We start from the raw sequence: 18,761 nt of genomic DNA, 5'->3' as shown, positions 1-18,761 counted from the left end.
GTCTCGGAGGTGGGCCCACCGGCCTGTCCACCAAGGAGATGAGAGCCATGACGCACGGCAAGGCGCCCACCACGCCACGTTCGACGCTCGTCATCACCGCGCACGCCGGGGACTTCGTCTGGCGGGCCGGGGGAGCCATCGCCCTGGCCGTCTCCCGCGGGGAGAAGGTGACCATCGCGTGCCTCACCTACGGGGAGCGCGGTGAGTCCGCCCGAGCCTGGCGCGAGGGAAGGAAGTTGGCCGAGATCAAGGAGATGCGCCGTACGGAGGCCGAGGCGGCGGCCGCGGCGCTCGGCGCCGAGGTCCGCTTCCTCGACGCGGGCGACTATCCCCTGCCGGTGACCCAGGACCTGACCGACCGTCTCGTACGGATCTATCGTGAGACCCGGCCCGACGTGGTGCTGACCCATCCCCGGGACGACCCCTACAACGGCGACCACCCGGCCGCCGCGCGGATGGCGCTGGACGCGCGTGTCCTGGCCCAGGCCGGCGGCTACCCGTCCGAAGGCGAGGCCATCGGCGCCCCTCCGGTGTTCTTCTTCGAGCCGCACCAGCCGGAGATGTGCGGCTTCAGGCCGGAGGTCCTCCTCGACATCACCCCGGTGTGGGAGGCCAAGCGCGCGGCCATGGAGTGCCTGGCCACCCAACAGCACCTGTGGGAGTACTACACCGACCTGGGAAAACGGCGCGGCGTACAGCTCAGGCGCAACGCGGGTCCCCACCTCGGCCCGCCCCACGCCACCTACGGCGAGGCCTACATGCGTCCCTACCCGCAGGTCACGGAGGAACTGGCGTGAGCGGTCTGATCATCACCGATCCGCCGCGCGCGCACGCCGGGGACGTCGAGGCGCTGGCCGGCCACGGCGTGGCCACGGTGCACGAGGGCATGGGCCGGCGCGGCAGCCTCGGCCCCGGGTTCCGGCCCGTCCAACAGGACGTACGCATCGCGGGAACCGCGGTCACGGCGCTCTGCCCGCCCGGCGACAACCTCATGATCCACGCGGCGGTCGAGCAGTGCGCGCGGGGCGACATCCTGGTCGTCGCCACCACCTCGCCCTCCACCGACGGCATGTTCGGCGAACTGTTCGCCACCGCGCTCCAGTACCGCGGGGTGCGCGGACTGGTCATCGACGCCGGGGTGCGCGACACGGCCGACCTGCGCGCCATGGGCTTCCCCGTGTGGTCGACGGCGGTGTGCGCGCGGGGCACGGTCAAGGCCACGGCCGGCTCGGTGAACGTGCCCGTCGTACTGGGCGGTCAGATCGTCCGGCCCGGGGACGTGATCGTCGCCGACGACGACGGAGTGATGTGCGTACCCCGCGAGGAGTCCGGCGCTGCCGTCAGGGCGGCCGGAGCCCGCGCCGCCAAGGAGGAGGCCACCCGGACCGCCTTCGCCGAGGGCCAGTTGGGCCTGGACCGCTACGGCCTGCGCGAGACCCTCGTACGGCTGGGGGTGCGGTACCGGCCCTACGAGGAGTGCGCGGGCGCCCCCGACGTCTCCGACGGAACCGTGTCATGAGCGCGGGCGAGGAGGTGCGCTGCATGCTCATGCGCGGGGGCACCTCGAAGGGCGCCTACTTCCTGGCCGACGACCTCCCGCCCGGTCCCCGCGCACGCGACGACCTGCTGCTGCGGGTCATGGGCAGCCCCGACCCGCGCCAGATCGACGGCCTCGGCGGAGCGCACCCGGTGACCAGCAAGGTGGCCGTGATCTCCGCGTCGGCCGGCCCCGAGACGGACGTCGACTACCTGTTCCTCCAGGTCGGCGTCGACCGGCCCGAGGTGTCCGACCGGCAGAACTGCGGCAACCTGCTCGCCGGGGTCGGCCCGTTCGCCGTGGAACGCGGTCTGGTCGGGGCGGGGGACGAACGGACCTCCGTACGGATCCGCATGGTCAACTCCGGGGACCTCGCCGTCGCCACCTTCGCCACGCCAGGCGGCCGCGTCGACTACGCCGGCCCGGCGGAGATCTCCGGTGTGCCGGGGACCGCCGCCCCGGTGATGGTCGAGTTCCCGCCGGGCCCCCGTCCGCTGCTGCCCACCGGGCACGCCCGCGACCTCGTGGCCGGCACCCCGGTGACCTGCGTGGACAACGGGATGCCGACCGTACTGATCGCGGCGTCCGCCCTGCACGTCACCGGCTACGAGGAACCCGGGGACCTGGAGGAGGACCGGGCGCTCGGCGACCGGCTGCGCGCGATCCGGCTGGAGGCCGGGAAGCTGATGGGACTCGGTGACGTGGAAGGGGCCACCGTTCCCAAACTCAGCCTGCTCGCCCCACCGTCGCACGGCGGCGCCGTCATGACCCGTACCTTCATCCCGGTGCGCTGCCACCCCTCCATCGGGGTGCTCGGCGCCGCCGGCGTCGCGGCGGGCCTGCGCGTGGTGGGCGGTGTGGGAGAGGGCATCGCCCGGCTGCCCGCGCACGGGGACCTGCTGCGCATCGAGCACCCCGCGGGATTCCTGGACATCGAGGCCGACATCGGCCACCGCGCCGCCGGTGCCACTCCGGTGGCCCGGCGCACCGCTGTCGTCCGCACCGCACGAAAGATCTTCGACGGCACGGTCTACCCCCGGCCCGCCGCAGCCGCACCTCGTCCGTGAGGAGTCCTGGATGGCCCCGCCCCATGGCGACATCGCCCACCTCGGGCACGTCGAACTGCTCACCCCGGACCTGGACGCAAGTCTGCGGTTCTTCACCGACTATCTCGGCCTGACGGTCAACGGCAGCCAGGGCGCCTCGGTCTACCTGCGGACCTGGGACGACTACGAGCACCACAGCCTCGTCCTCACCGCCCACGAGACCTCGGGCCTGCGCCGCACCGCACTGCGCGCCTCCAGCCAGGAGGCCCTGCGGCGCCGGGCCGGCGAACTGGAGGTCGCGGGCCACGAGGGCCGCTGGACCGAGGACGAGCCGGGTCTCGGCCCGCTGTACGTCACCACCGACCCCGACGGTCACGAGGTCGCCCTGTACTGGGAGTCGGAGTGGTACCGGGCCCCGGACGAGCTCCGGCCGGGTCTGAAGAACCAGCCCCAGGCCAAACCGGGCCACGGAGTCGGCGTACGTCGTCTGGACCACGTCAACTACCTGGCGGCGGACGTCGCCGCCGGCGCCGACTTCCACCAGCGTCTGCTCGGGGCCCGGCCGACCGAGCAGATCCGGCTGGACGTCGGCAGGATCACCGCGAAGTGGCTGACGTACACGAACAAGTCGTACGACGTCGTCTACAGCGAGGACCGGACCGGTTCGCGCGGGCGGCTGCACCACGTCGCGTTCGCCACCGACACCCGTGAGGACATCCTGCGCGCGGCCGACCTCGCCCTGGACACCGGGGTGTTCATCGAGACCGGACCGCACAAACACGCCATCCAGCAGACGTTCTTCCTCTACGTCTACGAACCGGGCGGCAACCGTGTCGAACTGTGCAACCCGCTCACCCGGCTCGTCCTGGCTCCCGACTGGCCGCTGATCACCTGGACCGAGGCCGAGCGGGCCAAGGGACAGGCGTGGGGTCTGAAGACCATCGAGTCCTTCCACACACACGGCACACCGCCTCTCGACCAGGCGAAGGACGGCTGAGACGAGCGTGACGGGACGGGCGGGACGGGCGGGACGGGCACGCGGGGCGACCGGCCTCTCCTCGTCGACGGTGGCGGGGCTGCCGGCCCCGGCTCGCGCGCAGGCGCCAGGCTCTCAGGCGGTGTTGCGGGGGACGACCAGCCCGCAGTCGTAGGCCAGGATGACCGCCTGCACCCGGTCGCGCAGCCCGTACTTCTCCAGGATGTGGGCGACGTGCGTCTTGACGGTGGTCTCCCCCACGCCGAGTTCGCGCGCGATCTCCGCGTTGGACAGCCCCCGGGTCAGGGCGCGGAGCACGTCGAGCTCACGGCCGGTGAGGGCGTCGAGCCGCGACGGCACCTCCGGCGCCGCGGGGGCGGCGAGATGGGCGAAGCGGTCCAGCAGCCGGTGGGTGACGCGCGGCGAGAGGACGGCCTCCCCCGCGGCCACCGTGCGGATCGCGCCCACCAGGGAGTCGGCGGGACCGTCCTTCACCAGGAAGCCGCTGGCCCCGGCACGCAGGGCGTCGACGACGTGCGCGTCCAGGTCGAACGTGGTCAGGATGACGACTCGGCTGGGCGACCCCGCCCGCGCGATGAGGCGGGTGGCCTCCACACCGTCCCGGCGCGGCATCCGGATGTCCATCAGCACCACGTCGGGGCGCAGCGCCTCGGTGCTCTCGACGGCGCCGACGCCGTCGGAGGCCTCACCGACGACGCTGATGTCGGGTTCGGCCTCCAGGATGAGCCGGAATCCGGTCCGGATCATGGGCTGGTCATCGACCAGCAGGACGCGGATGGGTGTCATGCGGAGAGTGCCCTTCGTGCGGATGGGGATCGGGGGAGGGGACGGGGACGACGGCGTGCACGCAGTAGCCGCCACCGGGCCGGCCGCCGGTGTGCAGGGTGCCGCCCACGGCACCGATCCGCTCCCGCATGCCGACCAGACCGTGCCCCGTGCCCCGCGTGGGGGCGGGCGGACGCGCGGACCGGCCCTCCGGTGGCGGGCCGTCGTCGCAGAGCCGGACGGTGAGCCGCTGCCGGTCGGGCTCCCAGGCGACGCTGAGCGCGGTACGGGTGTGGCCCGCGTGCTTGAGCGTGTTGGTGAAGGCCTCCTGGACGACGCGGTACACGGCGAGCTGTGATCCGGCCGGGAGGCCGGCGGGGGTTCCCGTGCTGCTGAACTCGACATGAAGACCGGCGGCGCGCACCGAGTCGACCAGCGTGGGCAGGGCGCCGATGGTGGGCTGCGGCGGTTCCCTGTTCGGGTCGGTCTCCGCGTCCTCGTCGGTCCGCAGCACGTCGAGGAGTCGGCGCAGCTCGGTGACGGTGGCCCGGCCGGTCTCCTCGATGGTGCCGTGCAGTTCGTGGGCCTTGTGACGGTCACGGTCCTGGACCCGGTCGGCGGCGATGGTCTGCACGACCATGAGACTGACGTTGTGGGCGACGATGTCGTGCAGTTCGCGGGCGATCCGGGCCCGCTCCTCCATGACGGCGGCGCGCGCGTTCGCGGCCTGTTCGCGTTCGAGCGCCGCGGCCCGTTCCAGGGCCTGGTTCTGGATGGCGGTGCGGGCCCGGGCGAGCCGCCCCAGCGCCCACGCGGCGACCAGCAGCACGGCGTCGGTCAGCAGGGTGGTGACCCGGTGGCCGTCCGAGGCGAGGACCGCCTCGGTGACGGCCACCGCCGGGACGAACCCCGATACGACGCAGGTGGCCGTCCGCGGGGCGCACCGCACGGCGGTCAGGAAGACACCGGTGGCCACGGCCGTGTAGGTCGGCCCGATGGACATCCCGCCGTCCCCGGAGAGCGGTGGCACGTAGCGGAGGCCCTGAAGCGCGGCGGCGGCCGCGGACATCACCAGCAGCGCGGGCACCGGGAACCGGCGGTGGACGGCGAACGGCAGGGCGGACAACAGGACGAGCGGCGGCCACCCGCCGTCCGGCACGCGCAGTTCGGGCCCGTCGGGCGGTATCGCCAGGGGGAGTACGACGCACGCGGCGGTGAACAGCAGGGCCAGACCCGCGTCGATGACGGCCGGGGGCACGCGACGCCCGGCGAACGAGTCCATCAGCTCCATGGACCCCACGGTAGACGCCCGTTCGACGGGGCCGGTCTGCCCAGGGGTTGAGAGCGGACGGTCGTTCTCCTCCCTGACGGCATCGTCCGTTCGGAGGAGACGCGCCGCGTGACCGGCGGCCCGGCGGCACCGCGCCTCCTCCGAACGGCGGGGGCCGCCTCGCCGTCTCGCCCGGCCGGCGGAGCCGCGGGTTCGACGGTTCGGCCGAGGCCGTGCCCCCTCGTCGCCGATGCACTGGAGGCACCACTCAAGGACAACGGAAAAGTCGTACGAGGAGTCACAGTGCGGTCTTGGGACCAACAACCGGCGGACCCCGCCGACGGGCGGTACGCGGTGCGGCTGAGGGACGTGACCAAGCGGTTCGGACAGGGACCGACGGCCGTCCTGGCGCTGGACCGGGTCGGCGCTGACATCACGCCGGGTACGTTCACGGCGGTGATGGGACCGTCGGGCTCGGGCAAGAGCACGTTCCTGCACTGCGCGGCCGGCCTGGACCGGCCCACCTCCGGAGTGGTCCGCCTCGGCCCGCACGATCTGGCGGCGCTCGGGGAACGACGGCTGACGGAGCTGCGGCGCACCCGCGTCGGCTTCGTGTTCCAGGCCTTCAACCTCCTTCCCTCACTGACCGTCGAGCAGAACATCACGCTGCCGCTCCGGCTGGCCGGACGACAGGCGCAGGCGGACTGGTTCGACCACATCGTCTCCGCCGTCGGCCTGCGCGAACGGCTGACCCGGCTGCCGGCCCAGCTGTCCGGCGGCCAGCAGCAGCGGGTGGCGATCGCCCGCGCCCTGGTCACCCGTCCGGAGGTGACCTTCGCCGACGAGCCGACCGGGGCGCTCGACCCGGAGACCGCGCGGGACATCCTGGGGCTGCTGCGGCAGGCGGTCACCGATCTGCATCAGACGGTGGTGATGGTCACCCACGATCCGATGGCCGCCGCGCACACCGACCACGCCGTCTTCCTCAGCGGCGGGAGGATCGTCGACGGCATGGACGCGCCGAGCGCGGACCGCGTCGCCGACGTGATGTCCGGCCTGCGCAGGGCCGCCTGATGCTGCGTCTCGCCCTGCTGACGCTCAAGACCCGCAAGGGCGGCTTCGCCGGCACCTTCGTCGCCCTGCTGCTGGGCGCCGCCGTCCTCAGCGCGTGCGGGATCCTGCTGGAGTCCGGCGTACGGGCCGGTTCCTCCCCCGAGCGTTACGCCGCGGCCGACGTCGTCGTCGCGGGCCGTCAAGAAGTCGCACTGACCCTGAAGGACCTCGACGGAACGACGGTCGAGGAGTCGCAGCCGCTGCCCGAACGCGTACCGCTGCGCGCCTCGGCGGCCGCCCGGATCGCCGGAGTCGACGGAGCGCGGTCCGTGATCGCGGACCGCGGCGCCACCGTGCGGCTGGTGACCGCCGCGGGGCGGCCGGTGCCGGGGCGTCACGGCGCGGCGGTCGAGGCGCACAACTGGTCGAGTCTCGGCCTCGGAGACTTCCGGCTGACCACCGGTCACGCGCCAGGGGCTGCCGGACAGATCGTCCTGGACACGGAGACCGCCGGCCGGGCGGGTGTCCGCCCCGGGGACGAGATCCGTCTGATGAGCGCCTCGGTGCCGCGCGCCTTCGAGGTGAGCGGACTCGTCGCGCTGAAGGACGGCCGGTCACCGCGCCGGTCGGTGGTGTTCCTGGGCGACGCGGACCTGCGCCACTCGCTCCCCGGCGCCTCCGTCGAGGCCTTCGGCGTCCTCGCCTCCCCGGGCACCTCGCCGCAGCGGCTCGCCGACGCCGTCAGGTCCGCGCTCCACGACGACACCCTCGCCGTGCACACGGGCGAGGGACGCGGACGGGCGGAGTTCCTCGATGTCACCGTCAGCGGCTCCAACCTCGTCGTGCTGGCCGCCGCGGTCGGCGGCAACGTCCTGCTCGTCGCCGTCTTCGTGCTCTACGCCACGACCTCGCTGTCGATCCGGCACCGTCGCCGGGAGATCGCCCTGCTGCGCGCGATCGGCACCACACCCGGCCAGATCCGGCGCATGGTCGCCGTCGAGGCGGCCGCCACGGGCCTGGCCGCGGGTGTGCTGGGCTGTCCGGCAGGGCTGCTCCTCGTCCACCAGCTCCGCGACCGGTTCGCCGGACACGGCGTCGTGCCGCCCGACTTCGGGCTCGTCGTCAGCCCGCTGCCGTTTCTCGCGGCGGTGCTCGTGACCGTCCTGACCGCCTTGGCCGCGGTGGTGTCCGCGTCCCACCGGGCGACCCGGATCAGGCCCACGGAGGCTCTCGGCGAGGCCGCCGTGGAGACACCGGGCCTCGGCCGCGGGCGCAGGATCACCGGGTACGCGCTGCTGGTGCTGTCCGCGGGGATCTTCGTCACCGGGACGGTCCGGGACACCGACTTCTTCACCCTCGTCGGGCTCGCCGACTCCCTCGTGCTCCTGCTGGTGATCGCCGTGGCGGTCCTCGGCCCGCTGGTCGCCCGGACCGCCGTACGCCTGCTCGGCCCGCTGCTCGGCAGAACCGGTGTCACCGGCTGGCTCGCCGCCGCCAACACCCGCGCCAACGCCGGCCGGCTGGCCGGCGCGATCACTCCCCTGGTGCTCGCCGTCTCCTTCGCGTCGACCGTCGTCTTCGCGCAGACCACCGGACTCCGCGAGTCCGCCGACCAGTTGCGGGCGGGACTCCTCGCCGACCACGTCCTGACCGCGCCGGCCGGGGTGTCGCCCGAGCTGGCCCGGAAGGTGCGGGGCATGAAGGGGGTGGCGTCGGCCACCGGACTGGTGACGTCGAAGGCGGTCGCCGCGGGCAGGCTGCTCGGCGCGGACGAAGCCGTCTCGCTCGGCGTGCAGGGCGTCGATCCCCGGGCGCTCGGCACCGTCCTCGACCTGCGGCCGGAGAAGGGCGACCTCGGGGACCTGTCGCGGGACACCGTGGCGATCAGCACCACCGCGGCCTCCTGGCTGGGTCTCGGCGTCGGGGACACCGCCCGCCTCCACCTGGGTGACGGCACCCCGTTCCGGGGGAAGGTCGTCGCCGTCTACGCACGCGGGTTCGGATTCGCCGACCTGACGATGGACCACGACCTGCTGCTCGCCCACACCACGGGCAAGGCCGACCGGTCCGTGCTCGTGCGCTCGGCTCCCTCGGCGCCCGGTCTGACGCGGGCGCTGTCGGACGCGGCGGCGGCCTATCCCGGCACCGTGCTCCGGGACGGTCTCGCCGTCGACGACCAGCTGGCCGAACAGCGGGCGAACGCCTGGGTCAACTACCTGGTCGTCGGCGTGATCATCGCCTACACGGCGATCACCGTGGTGAACACCCTGGCGATGGGAACCGCCGCGCGGCGCCGCGAGTTCGCGCTGCTGCGGCTGTCCGGCACCACCCGCCGGCAGGTCGCGGGCATGATGCGACAGGAGAGCGTCGTCGTCATCGCGAGCGGGGTGGGCGTGGGAACGCTGCTGGCCGTGTTCCCGCTGGTCCTCGTCTCCCTCGCGACGAGCGGGTCGCCGCTGCCGGCCGTGCCGGGGCTCGGTTTCCTGGCGATCGCCGGTTCGACGGCCGTGCTCGCGGCCGCGGGCACGATGGTGCCCACGCGGCTGCTGCTGAGGATCAGGCCGGTCGAGGCGATCGGCGCGAGGGAGTGACGGCGGGGCGCGAAAGCGGCGCTTGACGGGAGGAGACGCACGCCGAGACGGCGACGACGGCGGGGCGGGGCGTTCGCGCCCCGCCCCGCCGTCGTCGGCCGGGGCCGGTCAGTCCTTGAGCCGGTCGATCTGGCGGATCTTGTTGGTGGCGTCCAGGGCGGCGACCTTGTAGGACTCCGCGAGCGTCGGGTAGTTGAACACCGCGTCGACCAGGTAGTCGACCGTGCCGCCGCATCCCATCACCGACTGGCCGATGTGGATCAGCTCGGTGGCCCCGGTGCCGAAGCAGTGCACGCCGAGCAGTTTGCGGTCGTCCGGGGAGACCAGCAGCTTGAGCATGCCGTGCGAGTCACCGATGATCTGGCCCCGGGCCAGTTCGCGGTAGCGGGAGACACCGACCTCGAAGGGCACGCACTCCTCCGTGAGCTGGTCCTCGGTACGTCCGATGAAGCTGATCTCCGGGATGGTGTAGATGCCGATCGGCTGGAGGTCGTGCATGGGGTGCACCGGTTCGCCGAAGGCGTGGTACGCCGCCGTGCGGCCCTGTTCCATCGACGTCGCGGCCAGCGCCGGGAAGCCGATGACGTCGCCGACGGCGTAGATGTGCGGCACCTCGGTGCGGTAGTTCTCGTCGACCTTGATCCGGCCGCGCGGGTCGGCGGACAGACCGGCCTTGTCCAGGTGGAGTTCGTCGGTGAGGCCCTGCCGGCCCGCGGAGTACATGACGGTGTCCGCGGGGATCTTCTTGCCGCTCTCCAGGACGGTGAGCGTGCCCCGCGGATGACGTTCGACCGCGGCGACCGTCTCCCCGAAGCGGAAGGTGACGGCCAGGTCCCGCAGGTGGTACTTGAGCGACTCGATGATCTCGACGTCGCAGAAGTCGAGCATCGAGGCCCGCTTCTCGACCACGGTGATCTTGCTGCCGAGGGCGGCGAACATGGAGGCGTACTCCATGCCGATCACCCCGGCCCCGACGATCACCATGGAGCGCGGCACCCGCTCCAGGTCGAGGACGTTGTCCGAGTCCATGATCGTGCGTCCGTCGAACTCGACGGAGGCGGGCCGGGCCGGGCGGGTACCGGTGGCGATCACGATGTGCTCGGCGGTCAACAGCTGTTCGTTGCCGTTCGCCTCGGTCACGGCGACGGTGTGGTCGTCCACGAAGCTGCCGGTGCCGGCGAAGAGGGAGACGTGGTTGCGGGAGAGCTGATTGCGGATGACGTCGACCTCACGGCTGACCACGTGCTGGGTGCGCGCGGTCAGGTCGGCGACGGTGATGTCCTCCTTGAGCCGGTAGCTCTGGCCGTACATGTCGCGCTGGGTGAGACCGGTGAGGTAGAGGACCGCCTCGCGCAGGGTCTTGGAGGGGATGGTCCCGGTGTGGATGGACACCCCGCCGACCATGTCGGGCCGGTCGACGACGGCGACCCGGTGGCCGAGCTTGGCCGCGGCTATGGCGGCTTTCTGCCCACCGGGGCCGGATCCTATGACAAGCATGTCGAAGTCGCGCACTCTCCGGAGTCTGTCAGGCCGAAGTCCGTCCCCGGAAGGGTGAATGGGCAACGGACCACTTCACGGGGAAAAATACGGTGGTCAACGCCTCCGGCGCCGACGGCCGATGGACCAGGTGCCGGAGGCCGACGCGGCTGACGCACGGGACGGCAGGGGCCTGGATCCACCGCTGTGGAAGCCGACGCATCGGATGCCGGAGGCCGGGATCCACCGCCGGTGGAAGCTGACGCACGGGACGCCATAGACGTACGCACCGCCGCTCGGGCCAAGTCGCGCCGGACGCCGGACGCCGGACGCCGGACGCCGGACGCCGGACGCCGGACGCCGGACGCCGGACGCCGGACGCGGGACCCCGGCCCCCGGTGCACCGCCCCGCCGTCACGTACCGGACGGCGGACGCACGTACGCACGTCGGCCGGAGGTCACCGCACCAGGCACGGACGCTTGCCGTCGAACTCCCAGTCGGGGACCAGGAAGCGCATCCCGACGGCGTCGTCCCGCGCCCCCAGCGCCTTCTCCCGGTAGAGCTCGTGGGCCGCCAGGAGCCGGTCCATGTCGACGCGGACCCCGAGCCCGGGGGCGTCCGGGACGGCGATCTCCCCGTCGACGATGCGCGGCGGCTCGACGGTGAGCCGCTCCAGCCCCTCCTGCCAGATCCAGTGCGTGTCCAGGGCGTTGTAGGCGCCCGGCGCCGCCGCTCCGCAGTGGGTCACCATGGCCAGCGAGATGTCGAAGTGGTTGTTGGAGTGGCAGCCCCAGGTCAGGCCCGTGGCGTGGCACAGCTGGGCCACCCGCACGGAACCCCGCATGGTCCAGAAGTGCGGGTCGGCGAGCGGGATGGAGACCGACTGCAGGGCCAGGGCGTGGGTCAACTGCCGCCAGTCGGTGGCGATCATGTTGGTCGCCGTGGGCAGACCCGTGGCACGGCGGAACTCGGCCAGGATCTCCCGCCCCGAGTAGCCGTCCTCGGCCCCGCAGGGGTCCTCGGCGTAGGCGAGGGTGCCGACCAGGGGCGTGCACAGCTCGACCGCCTCGCGCAGCGACCACGCGCCGTTCGGGTCGAGGGTGATCCGCGCCTCGGGGAACCGGTCCTTCAGGGCCCGTACGGCCTCGACCTCCTCGGCGCCCCGCAGGACACCGCCCTTCAGCTTGAAGTCCCGGAAGCCGTAGAGGTCGTACGCGGCCTCGGCCTGGCGGACGATCGCGCCGGGGGACAACGCCTCCTCGTGGCGGATCCGGTACCAGTCCGTGGTCGCGTCGGGTTCGCGGACGTACTCCAGGTCGGTGCGGTCGGGGTCACCCACGTAGAACAGATAGCCGAGGACCCGTACGGAGGCGCGCTGCTGCCCGTCGCCGAGCAGGGCCGCCACGGGTACGTCAAGGTGCTGCCCGAGGAGGTCGAGCAGCGCCGACTCGACGGCGGTCACGGCGTGGACGGTGGTCCGCAGGTCGAAGGTCTGGGCACCGCGTCCGCCGGCGTCCCGGTCGGCGAACCGGGCCCCGATCTCCCGCAGCACGCGCTGGTAGTCACCCACCTTCGCCCCGACGACCAGCGGCACGGCGTCCCGCAGGGTCCGGGTGATCTTCTCGCCGCCCGGTACCTCGCCGAGCCCGGTGCGGCCCTCGGAGTCGGTGAGGACGACCACGTTGCGGGTGAAGTAGGGGCCGTGCGCACCGGAGAGGTTCAGCTCCATGGAGTCCCGTCCCGCGACCGGATAGACGGAGAACGCGGTGACGGTCGGCCGGCTGATGCCCATGGTCTTCGGAGTCCTTGCGTACGGGGTGAGTGGGAGGGAGTCGGGGGAGCGCGGACGGGGCGCCCGGGGCGGTCAGACGGGCCGGGGCGCGGCTTCGGCCAGGAGCTGTCCGGCGTCGAGGATCTTCGAGAGGAGGGCGAGGTCGTCGGGGCCCGGGTCGGTGAGCGGCGCCCGGACCGGACCGACGGGCAGGCCGCGCAGCCGGGCGGCGGCCTTGACCAGCGAGACGGCATAGCCCGGCACCCGGTCGCGCAGCTCGACGAGCGGGACGTAGAAGTCCCGCAGCAACCCGGTCGTCCGCTCGTCGTCGTCCCGCAGCGCGGTGAAGAAGGCGTTCGCGATGTCCGGAGCGAAGGCGTGGACCGCGGAGGAGTAGGCGGGCACCCCCACGGTGGCGTAGGCGCGGGCCTGGATCTCGGCGGTCGAGGCGCCGTTGAAGAACAGGAAGTCGTCGGGCGCGGCGAGCGTGAGCCGCTGGAGCCGGTCGAGGTCGCTGTGGCCGTCCTTGAGACCGATGACCGTGGGGATGTCCGCGATCCGGCGCAGGCTCTCGGCGCTGAAGGCGACCTGGCCGCGCTGGTAGGCGATGAGCGGCAGGGACGTCCCCGCGGCGATCCGGCGCAGTTGCTCCACCAGACCGTCCTGCGGGGCGGCGACCAGGTAGTGCGGCATCACCAGTGCGGCGTCCGCGCCCGCCTCCTCCGCGATCCTGGCGAACCGCAGCGCCTGTGCCCAGCCGTAGCCGATGCCCGCGACCACCGGCAGCCGCCCGTCGGCGATCTCGACCGTGGCCGCGACGACCGCGCGGTACTCGTCCTCGTCCAGGGAGAAGAACTCACCGGTTCCGCAGGCGGGGAAGACCGCGCCCGGCGCGGTCGCGAGCTGGGCGGTCAGATAGGCGCGGTACGACTCCACATCGAGACCCCCGTCGTCCCGGAAGCTCGTGAGGGGGAACGACAGCACCCCGCCCGCCATGCCGTCCCGCAGCCGCCGCGCCACATCCGCGGACTCCGTGCTGAACCGTGCCATGATTCTCATCCTCATATGCAGATGACGTTTATGTATGCAGATGAAGGTTAGGTGGATGAACCATTGTGGGTCAATGGGACGGCGCGGCGGTTTTACGATGGGCCCCATGTCCGAGAGCAGAGGGGTCCGCGCCGTGAAGTCGGCGTCCCGCACGGTCGCCCTGCTGGAACTGCTCGCCGGGCGGGGCGACAGGCCCGCCCGGCTGGACGAACTCGCGACGGAACTGGACGTGCCGCGCAGCAGCATGTACCAGCTGCTGCAGACCCTCGTCGACTGCGGCTGGGTGCGTTCCGACACCACCGGATCCCTCTACGGCATCGGGATCCGCGCCCTGCTCACGGGCACCGGCTATCTCGACGGTGACGCGCATGTGCGGGTGGTGCGCCCCCTCCTCGACGAGGTTTCGGACACGCTCGGCGAGACGATCCACCTGGCGCGGCTCGACGGCCCGGACGTCGTCTATCTCGCGACCCGCGAGTCCCACGAGTACCCGCGTACCCTCAGCCGGGTCGGCCGCCGGGTCCCGGCCCACGCCGGAGCCCTCGGCAAGGCACTGCTCGCCGAACGCCCCGACGAGGAACTTCCGCTCCCCGCCGATCCGCTGGCCGCCCTGACGCAGAACACGCACCGGGACCGGGCCGCGCTGATCGCGGACCTCGCCGGGGTGCGCGAGCGCGGCCACTCCGTCGAGCGCGAGGAGACGGTGCCCGGTATCGCGGGCTTCGGCTTCGCTCTGCGCTACGACACCCCGGCCGTCGACGCCGTCAGCTGCTCGGTCCCCGTCACCCGGCTGACGGACGGGCACGAGGCCCGCATCGTCTCCGTCATGCGGGAACTGCGGGAGAGGATCGAAACCCTGGTCACCCCGGCATCGGGCGCGCCCGACTGGCGCTGACCGGGGGAGCGCCGGCACCTGGCGCCTGCGCACCTCAGACCAGGGCCTCGTCGACGTAGCACCAGCGCCATTCCTCGCCCGGCTCGAACGACCGCACGATGGGGTGACCGGCCGTGGCGGCGTGGGCCCGCGCGTGCTGGAGCGTCGAGGAGTCGCAGCACCCGACGTGCCCGCAGGTCAGGCACATCCTCAGATGCAGCCAGCTGGAGCCGACGTGCATGCACTCGTCGCAGCCGTCCGGGGTACGCGGTGTCACCGGGCGGATGTACGACAGATGCGGGTCGGGGCGTACCTCGGCCATGACGAGCCTCCGTCCTCCGCCTTCCGCGGTGCCCATCGCGCTCACGCGGCCTTCCGGACGTCCGGTACCGCCGGTTCGCCGTAGGTGACGACCAGTTCGCCGTTCCGCGCGTCGACCCGGATCGTCGATCCGTCCCGCACGTCACCGCGGATCAGGGCCCGGCCCACGAGGGTCTCGACCTCGTGCGAGATGTACCGGCGCAGCGGGCGTGCTCCGTACACGGGATCGAAGCCCTGCCGGGCGATGAGTTCGAGGGCCGCGTGGGTGAGGTCGACGGTGATCTGCCGTTCGGCCAGACGCCTGCGCAGGTCGGTGAACTGGAGCTCCACGATGCGCTCGATCTGCGGCAGGCCCAGCGGCTTGAACAGCACGATGTCGTCGATCCGGTTGAGGAACTCGGGCCGGAAGTGGCTCTGCAGCTCGCCCAGCACCAGGGCCCGCGCCTCCGGCTTGATCTCGCCGTCTGCGGTCACCCCGTCCAGCAGGTGCGCCGATCCGATGTTGGACGTCATGATCACCACGGTGTTGCGGAAGTCGACCGTACGGCCCTGCGAGTCGGTGATGCGGCCGTCGTCCAGGACCTGCAGCAGGGTGTTGAACACGTCGGCGTGGGCCTTCTCCACCTCGTCGAACAGGACCACGGAGTACGGCTTGCGGCGGACCGCCTCGGTGAGCTGGCCGCCCTCCTCGTAACCGACGTATCCGGGCGGCGCTCCGACCAGCCTGCTGACGGTGTGCCGCTCCTGGTACTCGCTCATGTCCAGGCGGACGATGTTCTCCTCGGAGTCGAAGAGCGCCGCGGCGAGCGTCTTGGCCAGTTCGGTCTTCCCGACGCCGGTGGGGCCGAGGAAGAGGAACGAGCCGATGGGCCGGCGCGGGTCACGGATGCCGGACCGGGCCCGGATGATGGCGTCGGCGACCAGCTTGACGGCCTCGTCCTGGCCGATCACCCGCTCGGTGAGGATCTCGTCGAGCCGCAGCAGCTTCTCGCGCTCGCCCTCCTGCAGCCGAGTGACCGGGATACCGGTCCAGGCCGCCACGATCTCCGCGATCTCGTCCTCGGTCACCACCTCGCGCAGCAGCCGGTTGTCGCCCTGCTTGGAGTCGAGCCGCTCCTCCTCGGACGCGAGGCGCCGTTCCAGCTCGGTGAGTCTGCCGTAACGCAGTTCGGCGGCGCGGTCGAGGTCGTAGCTGCGTTCGGCCTCCTCGGCCTCCTGCCGCACCTGCTCCAGTTCCTGCCGCAGCTCCTGCACCCGGCGGATGGCCTGGCGTTCGGCGTCCCACTGGGCGTGCATCGCGTCGGACTCGGCGCGCAGGTCGGACAGTTCGCGGCGCAGCTCCTCCAGACGCTTGGCGCTGGCCGCATCGCTCTCCTTGGCGAGCGCCGCGTCCTCGATCTCCAGCCGGGTCACCCGCCGCGTGATCCCGTCCAGCTCGGCGGGCATGGAGTCGATCTCGGTCCGCAGCCGCGCGCAGGCCTCGTCGACCAGGTCGATGGCCTTGTCGGGCAGGAACCGGTCGGTGATGTAACGGTGGCTGAGCGTGGCAGCCGCGACCAGCGCGGTGTCCTGGATCTTCACACCGTGGAAGACCTCCAGCCGCTCGCGCAGCCCGCGCAGGATGGACACGGTGTCCTCGACACTCGGTTCGTCCACCACCACCTGCTGGAAACGGCGTTCGAGCGCGGCGTCGGACTCGACGTACTTGCGGTACTCCTCCAGGGTCGTCGCCCCGATCATGTGCAGTTCGCCGCGGGCCAGCATCGGCTTGAGCATGTTCCCGGCGTCCATGGCACCCTCGGCACCACCGCCCGCGCCGACGACCGTGTGCAGTTCGTCGACGAAGAGCAGGATGCGCCCCTCGGCCGCCTTGACCTCGCTCAGTACGGCCTGCAGCCGCTCCTCGAACTCGCCGCGGTACTTGGCGCCCGCCACCAGGGAACTCATGTCGAGCGAGAAGATCGTCCGGTCGCGCAGCCCGTCGGGCACGTCACCCCGCACGATGCGCTGCGCCAGACCCTCCACGATGGCCGTCTTGCCCACGCCCGGGTCACCGATGAGCACCGGGTTGTTCTTGGTCTTGCGGCTCAGGATCTGGATCACGCGGCGGATCTCCGCGTCCCGGCCGATCACCGGGTCCATCCGGCCGCCGCGGGCCTCGGCCACCAGGTCACGGCCGTACTTCTCCAGGGCCTCGTACGACGCCTCGGGGGTCGCCGAGGTGACGCGCTGGTTGCCGCGGATACGGGTCAGCGCGGCCAGGAACGCGTCCTCGGTGACACCGAACCGCTTGAGCAGGCGTCCCGCGACCGTCCGGGAACCCTCGTCCGCCAGCGCCAGCAGGAGGTGCTCGACCGACACGTACTCGTCCTTGAGCCGCTTGGCCTCCTGCTCGGCCGAGTCCAGCACCCGGGCCAGCCGCTGCGTGACGTACACCTGACCGGGCGTGGCACCGGGCCCGGTGACCTTCGGTCTGCGCGCCAGTTCGTCCGAGAGGGCGGAGCGCAGGGCCTGGGTGTCGGCCCCCGTGCCGTCGGCCAGGCGCGCTATCAGGCCGTCGGGCTGGTCGAGGAGGGCGAGCAGCAGATGTTCACCGTCGACCTCGGTCTGGTTCAGCCGGCCGGCGATCGTCTGCGCCTCCTGCACCGCCTGCTGGGACTTCTGGGTGAGCCGGTTCATATCCACGATTCATCCCTCCTGGAGCCGGCGTTGCTGCGCCTCAGCGCGTCCTCCAGCTCACTGATCCGGTCGAGCAGATCGACCACCAGACCCAGGGACGCGTAGTTGAGGGGGAGCGCGGCCCGCAGACGTTGGATGCGGGCGAGGGCGACGGGAGCGGACGGTTCGAACCACAGCCTCCCCGACGCGTCCCGGGTGGCGTCGACGAGACCGAGGGCGACGAACCGCCGTACGAGATCCGGGTGGATACCGGAGCGGAGGGCGACGGCGTCGAGACCGAGCCGCAGGGGCGGACCGAGGGTGGCGGCGCGTACCCGGACGTTGAGGACCGGCGGAGCCGCCGGAGCGGCGGTGCGGCGGCCCGCGCCGCCGGGACGGGGGGCGCTGGTCATCGGGGCCTCCTCGGGTCGAACGCGGACGCGGCGGCCAGCTCCTCGAAGAGCTCGCGTTCGCGGGCGGTGGGCTCGGGCGGCACCATGATGCGGATCTCCGCGTAGAGGTCACCGTCCTGGCCGCGCGGGTTGGGCATGCCCTCGCCGCGCAGCCTCAGCCGGCGGCCGCTGGAGGAGTCCGGGGGGACGGTGACCTTGGCCGTGCCGCCGGGGGTGGGCACCGGCACCGTCGCGCCGAGCGCGGCCTCCCACGGCGTCACCGGGACGACCACGTGGATGTCACGCCCCTCCAGGCGGAAACGTCCATCGGGTTTGATACGGACCCGGAGGTACAGGTCGCCGGACGGGGCGTCACCGCTGCCGTGCCCGCCCTCCCCGGCCAGCCGGATGCGCTGGCCGTCCACCACGCCGCGCGGCACGGTGACGTCGTAGCCGCGCTGCCCGTGGGGGCCGCCCAGCGTGATGCCGCGCCTGCCGCCCCGGTACGCCTCCTCGACACCGAGCTGGATCTCGGCCTCCTGGTCGGCGCCTGGCACCGGGCCCCAGCCGCCGCCTCCGCCACCACGTCCGAACATCCCGCCGAACAGGTCCTCGAAGTCGACGCCCGAGCCGTCGAAGCCGGCGCCGTCCGCGCCGTGGAAGCGGACCCCGCCGCCGCCCGGCCGGCCGCCGCGGGCGCCCGCGGCGGCGGCCACCCGCTCGTCGTAGTCCTCCGGGATCTGCCGGAAGTCGTCGCCGAAGCGGTCGTAGCGCTGCCGGGTCCTGGGATCGGAGAGGACGCTGTAGGCGTCGTTGAGCTCCTTGAAGCGCTCCTCGGCACCCGGATCCTTGTTGACGTCGGGGTGGTGCTTGCGCGCCAGCGTGCGGAAGGCCTGCTGGATCTCCTCGGGACTCGCGGTGCGCGCCACCCCGAGCACGTCGTAGTAGTCGCGTGCCAT

General features: G+C 72.4%; 16 protein-coding genes. 7 read left to right on the top strand and 9 right to left on the bottom strand.

Translation table 11 applies throughout. The annotated features are described in order from the left end of the window. Positions 1 to 47 precede the first annotated feature (47 nt). From GFH48_RS04095 to GFH48_RS04080, 4 genes are read left to right on the top strand one after another with little or no spacing between them, the layout of a single operon-like run. Positions 48 to 797, top strand: a complete 750-nt coding sequence (locus GFH48_RS04095) for a PIG-L deacetylase family protein (RefSeq protein WP_153286935.1) — start codon at positions 48 to 50, stop codon at positions 795 to 797. Next, positions 794 to 1,519 carry a 4-carboxy-4-hydroxy-2-oxoadipate aldolase/oxaloacetate decarboxylase gene (locus GFH48_RS04090; protein ID WP_153286934.1) on the top strand — a complete coding sequence of 242 codons (726 nt, stop codon included), beginning with the start codon at positions 794 to 796 and terminating at the stop codon, positions 1,517 to 1,519. The genes GFH48_RS04095 and GFH48_RS04090 overlap by 4 nt, the downstream gene beginning before the upstream one ends. Continuing rightward, the gene (locus tag GFH48_RS04085; RefSeq protein WP_153286933.1) at positions 1,516 to 2,604 is read left to right on the top strand and encodes a 4-oxalomesaconate tautomerase; all 1,089 of its coding nucleotides are present in this window, start codon (positions 1,516 to 1,518) and stop codon (positions 2,602 to 2,604) included. Before GFH48_RS04090 ends, GFH48_RS04085 begins: the two co-directional genes overlap by 4 nt. 10 nt (positions 2,605 to 2,614) lie before the next feature. After that, on the top strand, positions 2,615 to 3,580 hold the full coding sequence (locus GFH48_RS04080) for a catechol 2,3-dioxygenase (protein ID WP_153286932.1): 966 nt from the start codon (positions 2,615 to 2,617) through the stop codon (positions 3,578 to 3,580). A 114-nt stretch (positions 3,581 to 3,694) separates the two neighbouring features. On the opposite strand, the gene GFH48_RS04075 is transcribed toward GFH48_RS04080, so the two are convergent. Both GFH48_RS04075 and GFH48_RS04070 read right to left on the bottom strand, forming a co-directional pair. Continuing rightward, positions 3,695 to 4,366: a response regulator gene (locus GFH48_RS04075; protein ID WP_153286931.1), complete on the bottom strand. Its 672-nt coding sequence runs from the start codon at positions 4,364 to 4,366 to the stop codon at positions 3,695 to 3,697. Then, positions 4,335 to 5,636 (bottom strand): sensor histidine kinase, encoded by a 1,302-nt coding sequence (locus tag GFH48_RS04070; RefSeq protein ID WP_153286930.1) that lies wholly within the window; start codon positions 5,634 to 5,636, stop codon positions 4,335 to 4,337. Before GFH48_RS04070 ends, GFH48_RS04075 begins: the two co-directional genes overlap by 32 nt. Positions 5,637 to 5,918: 282 nt before the next feature. Here GFH48_RS04070 and GFH48_RS04065 point away from each other — a divergent pair, with 282 nt between their 5' ends. Both GFH48_RS04065 and GFH48_RS04060 read left to right on the top strand, forming a co-directional pair. Next, complete coding sequence (locus GFH48_RS04065) at positions 5,919 to 6,689, top strand: ABC transporter ATP-binding protein (RefSeq protein ID WP_153286929.1); 771 nt, start codon at positions 5,919 to 5,921, stop codon at positions 6,687 to 6,689. After that, a complete protein-coding gene (locus tag GFH48_RS04060; protein ID WP_153286928.1) occupies positions 6,689 to 9,259 on the top strand; it encodes an FtsX-like permease family protein in 2,571 nt (856 codons plus the stop codon). Before GFH48_RS04065 ends, GFH48_RS04060 begins: the two co-directional genes overlap by 1 nt. A 108-nt stretch (positions 9,260 to 9,367) precedes the next feature. Here GFH48_RS04060 and sthA read toward each other — a convergent pair whose 3' ends face one another. From sthA to GFH48_RS04045, 3 genes are all read right to left on the bottom strand, one after another. Next, positions 9,368 to 10,771, bottom strand: a complete 1,404-nt coding sequence (gene sthA, locus GFH48_RS04055) for a Si-specific NAD(P)(+) transhydrogenase (RefSeq protein WP_153286927.1) — start codon at positions 10,769 to 10,771, stop codon at positions 9,368 to 9,370. A 422-nt stretch (positions 10,772 to 11,193) separates the two neighbouring features. Continuing rightward, the gene (locus GFH48_RS04050; protein ID WP_153292710.1) at positions 11,194 to 12,522 is read right to left on the bottom strand and encodes an enolase C-terminal domain-like protein; all 1,329 of its coding nucleotides are present in this window, start codon (positions 12,520 to 12,522) and stop codon (positions 11,194 to 11,196) included. Between the two features lie 78 nt (positions 12,523 to 12,600). Beyond that, the gene (locus GFH48_RS04045) at positions 12,601 to 13,557 is read right to left on the bottom strand and encodes a 5-dehydro-4-deoxyglucarate dehydratase (RefSeq protein ID WP_153286926.1); all 957 of its coding nucleotides are present in this window, start codon (positions 13,555 to 13,557) and stop codon (positions 12,601 to 12,603) included. 106 nt (positions 13,558 to 13,663) lie between these two features. Between GFH48_RS04045 and GFH48_RS04040 the strand changes: the two genes are divergently transcribed. Then, positions 13,664 to 14,452: an IclR family transcriptional regulator gene (locus GFH48_RS04040; protein ID WP_153286925.1), complete on the top strand. Its 789-nt coding sequence runs from the start codon at positions 13,664 to 13,666 to the stop codon at positions 14,450 to 14,452. Positions 14,453 to 14,486: 34 nt separating this feature from the next. Here GFH48_RS04040 and GFH48_RS04035 read toward each other — a convergent pair whose 3' ends face one another. The 4 genes from GFH48_RS04035 to GFH48_RS04020 are packed head-to-tail and all read right to left on the bottom strand — an operon-like array spanning position 14,487 to position 18,761. Further along, positions 14,487 to 14,753, bottom strand: a complete 267-nt coding sequence (locus GFH48_RS04035; protein WP_153286924.1) for a UBP-type zinc finger domain-containing protein — start codon at positions 14,751 to 14,753, stop codon at positions 14,487 to 14,489. 41 nt (positions 14,754 to 14,794) lie between these two features. Further along, positions 14,795 to 17,437 carry an ATP-dependent chaperone ClpB gene (gene clpB / locus GFH48_RS04030; protein WP_153286923.1) on the bottom strand — a complete coding sequence of 881 codons (2,643 nt, stop codon included), beginning with the start codon at positions 17,435 to 17,437 and terminating at the stop codon, positions 14,795 to 14,797. Beyond that, on the bottom strand, positions 17,428 to 17,823 hold the full coding sequence (locus tag GFH48_RS04025; RefSeq protein WP_153286922.1) for a chaperone modulator CbpM: 396 nt from the start codon (positions 17,821 to 17,823) through the stop codon (positions 17,428 to 17,430). Before GFH48_RS04025 ends, clpB begins: the two co-directional genes overlap by 10 nt. Further along, positions 17,820 to 18,761 carry a DnaJ C-terminal domain-containing protein gene (locus tag GFH48_RS04020; RefSeq protein WP_153286921.1) on the bottom strand — a complete coding sequence of 314 codons (942 nt, stop codon included), beginning with the start codon at positions 18,759 to 18,761 and terminating at the stop codon, positions 17,820 to 17,822. Before GFH48_RS04020 ends, GFH48_RS04025 begins: the two co-directional genes overlap by 4 nt.

The organism is Streptomyces fagopyri (assembly GCF_009498275.1).
Classification (GTDB): Bacteria; Actinomycetota; Actinomycetes; order Streptomycetales; family Streptomycetaceae; genus Streptomyces; species Streptomyces fagopyri.
Note: the sequence above shows the minus strand (reverse complement) of the source record. Positions and strands in the feature narration are given on the sequence as shown.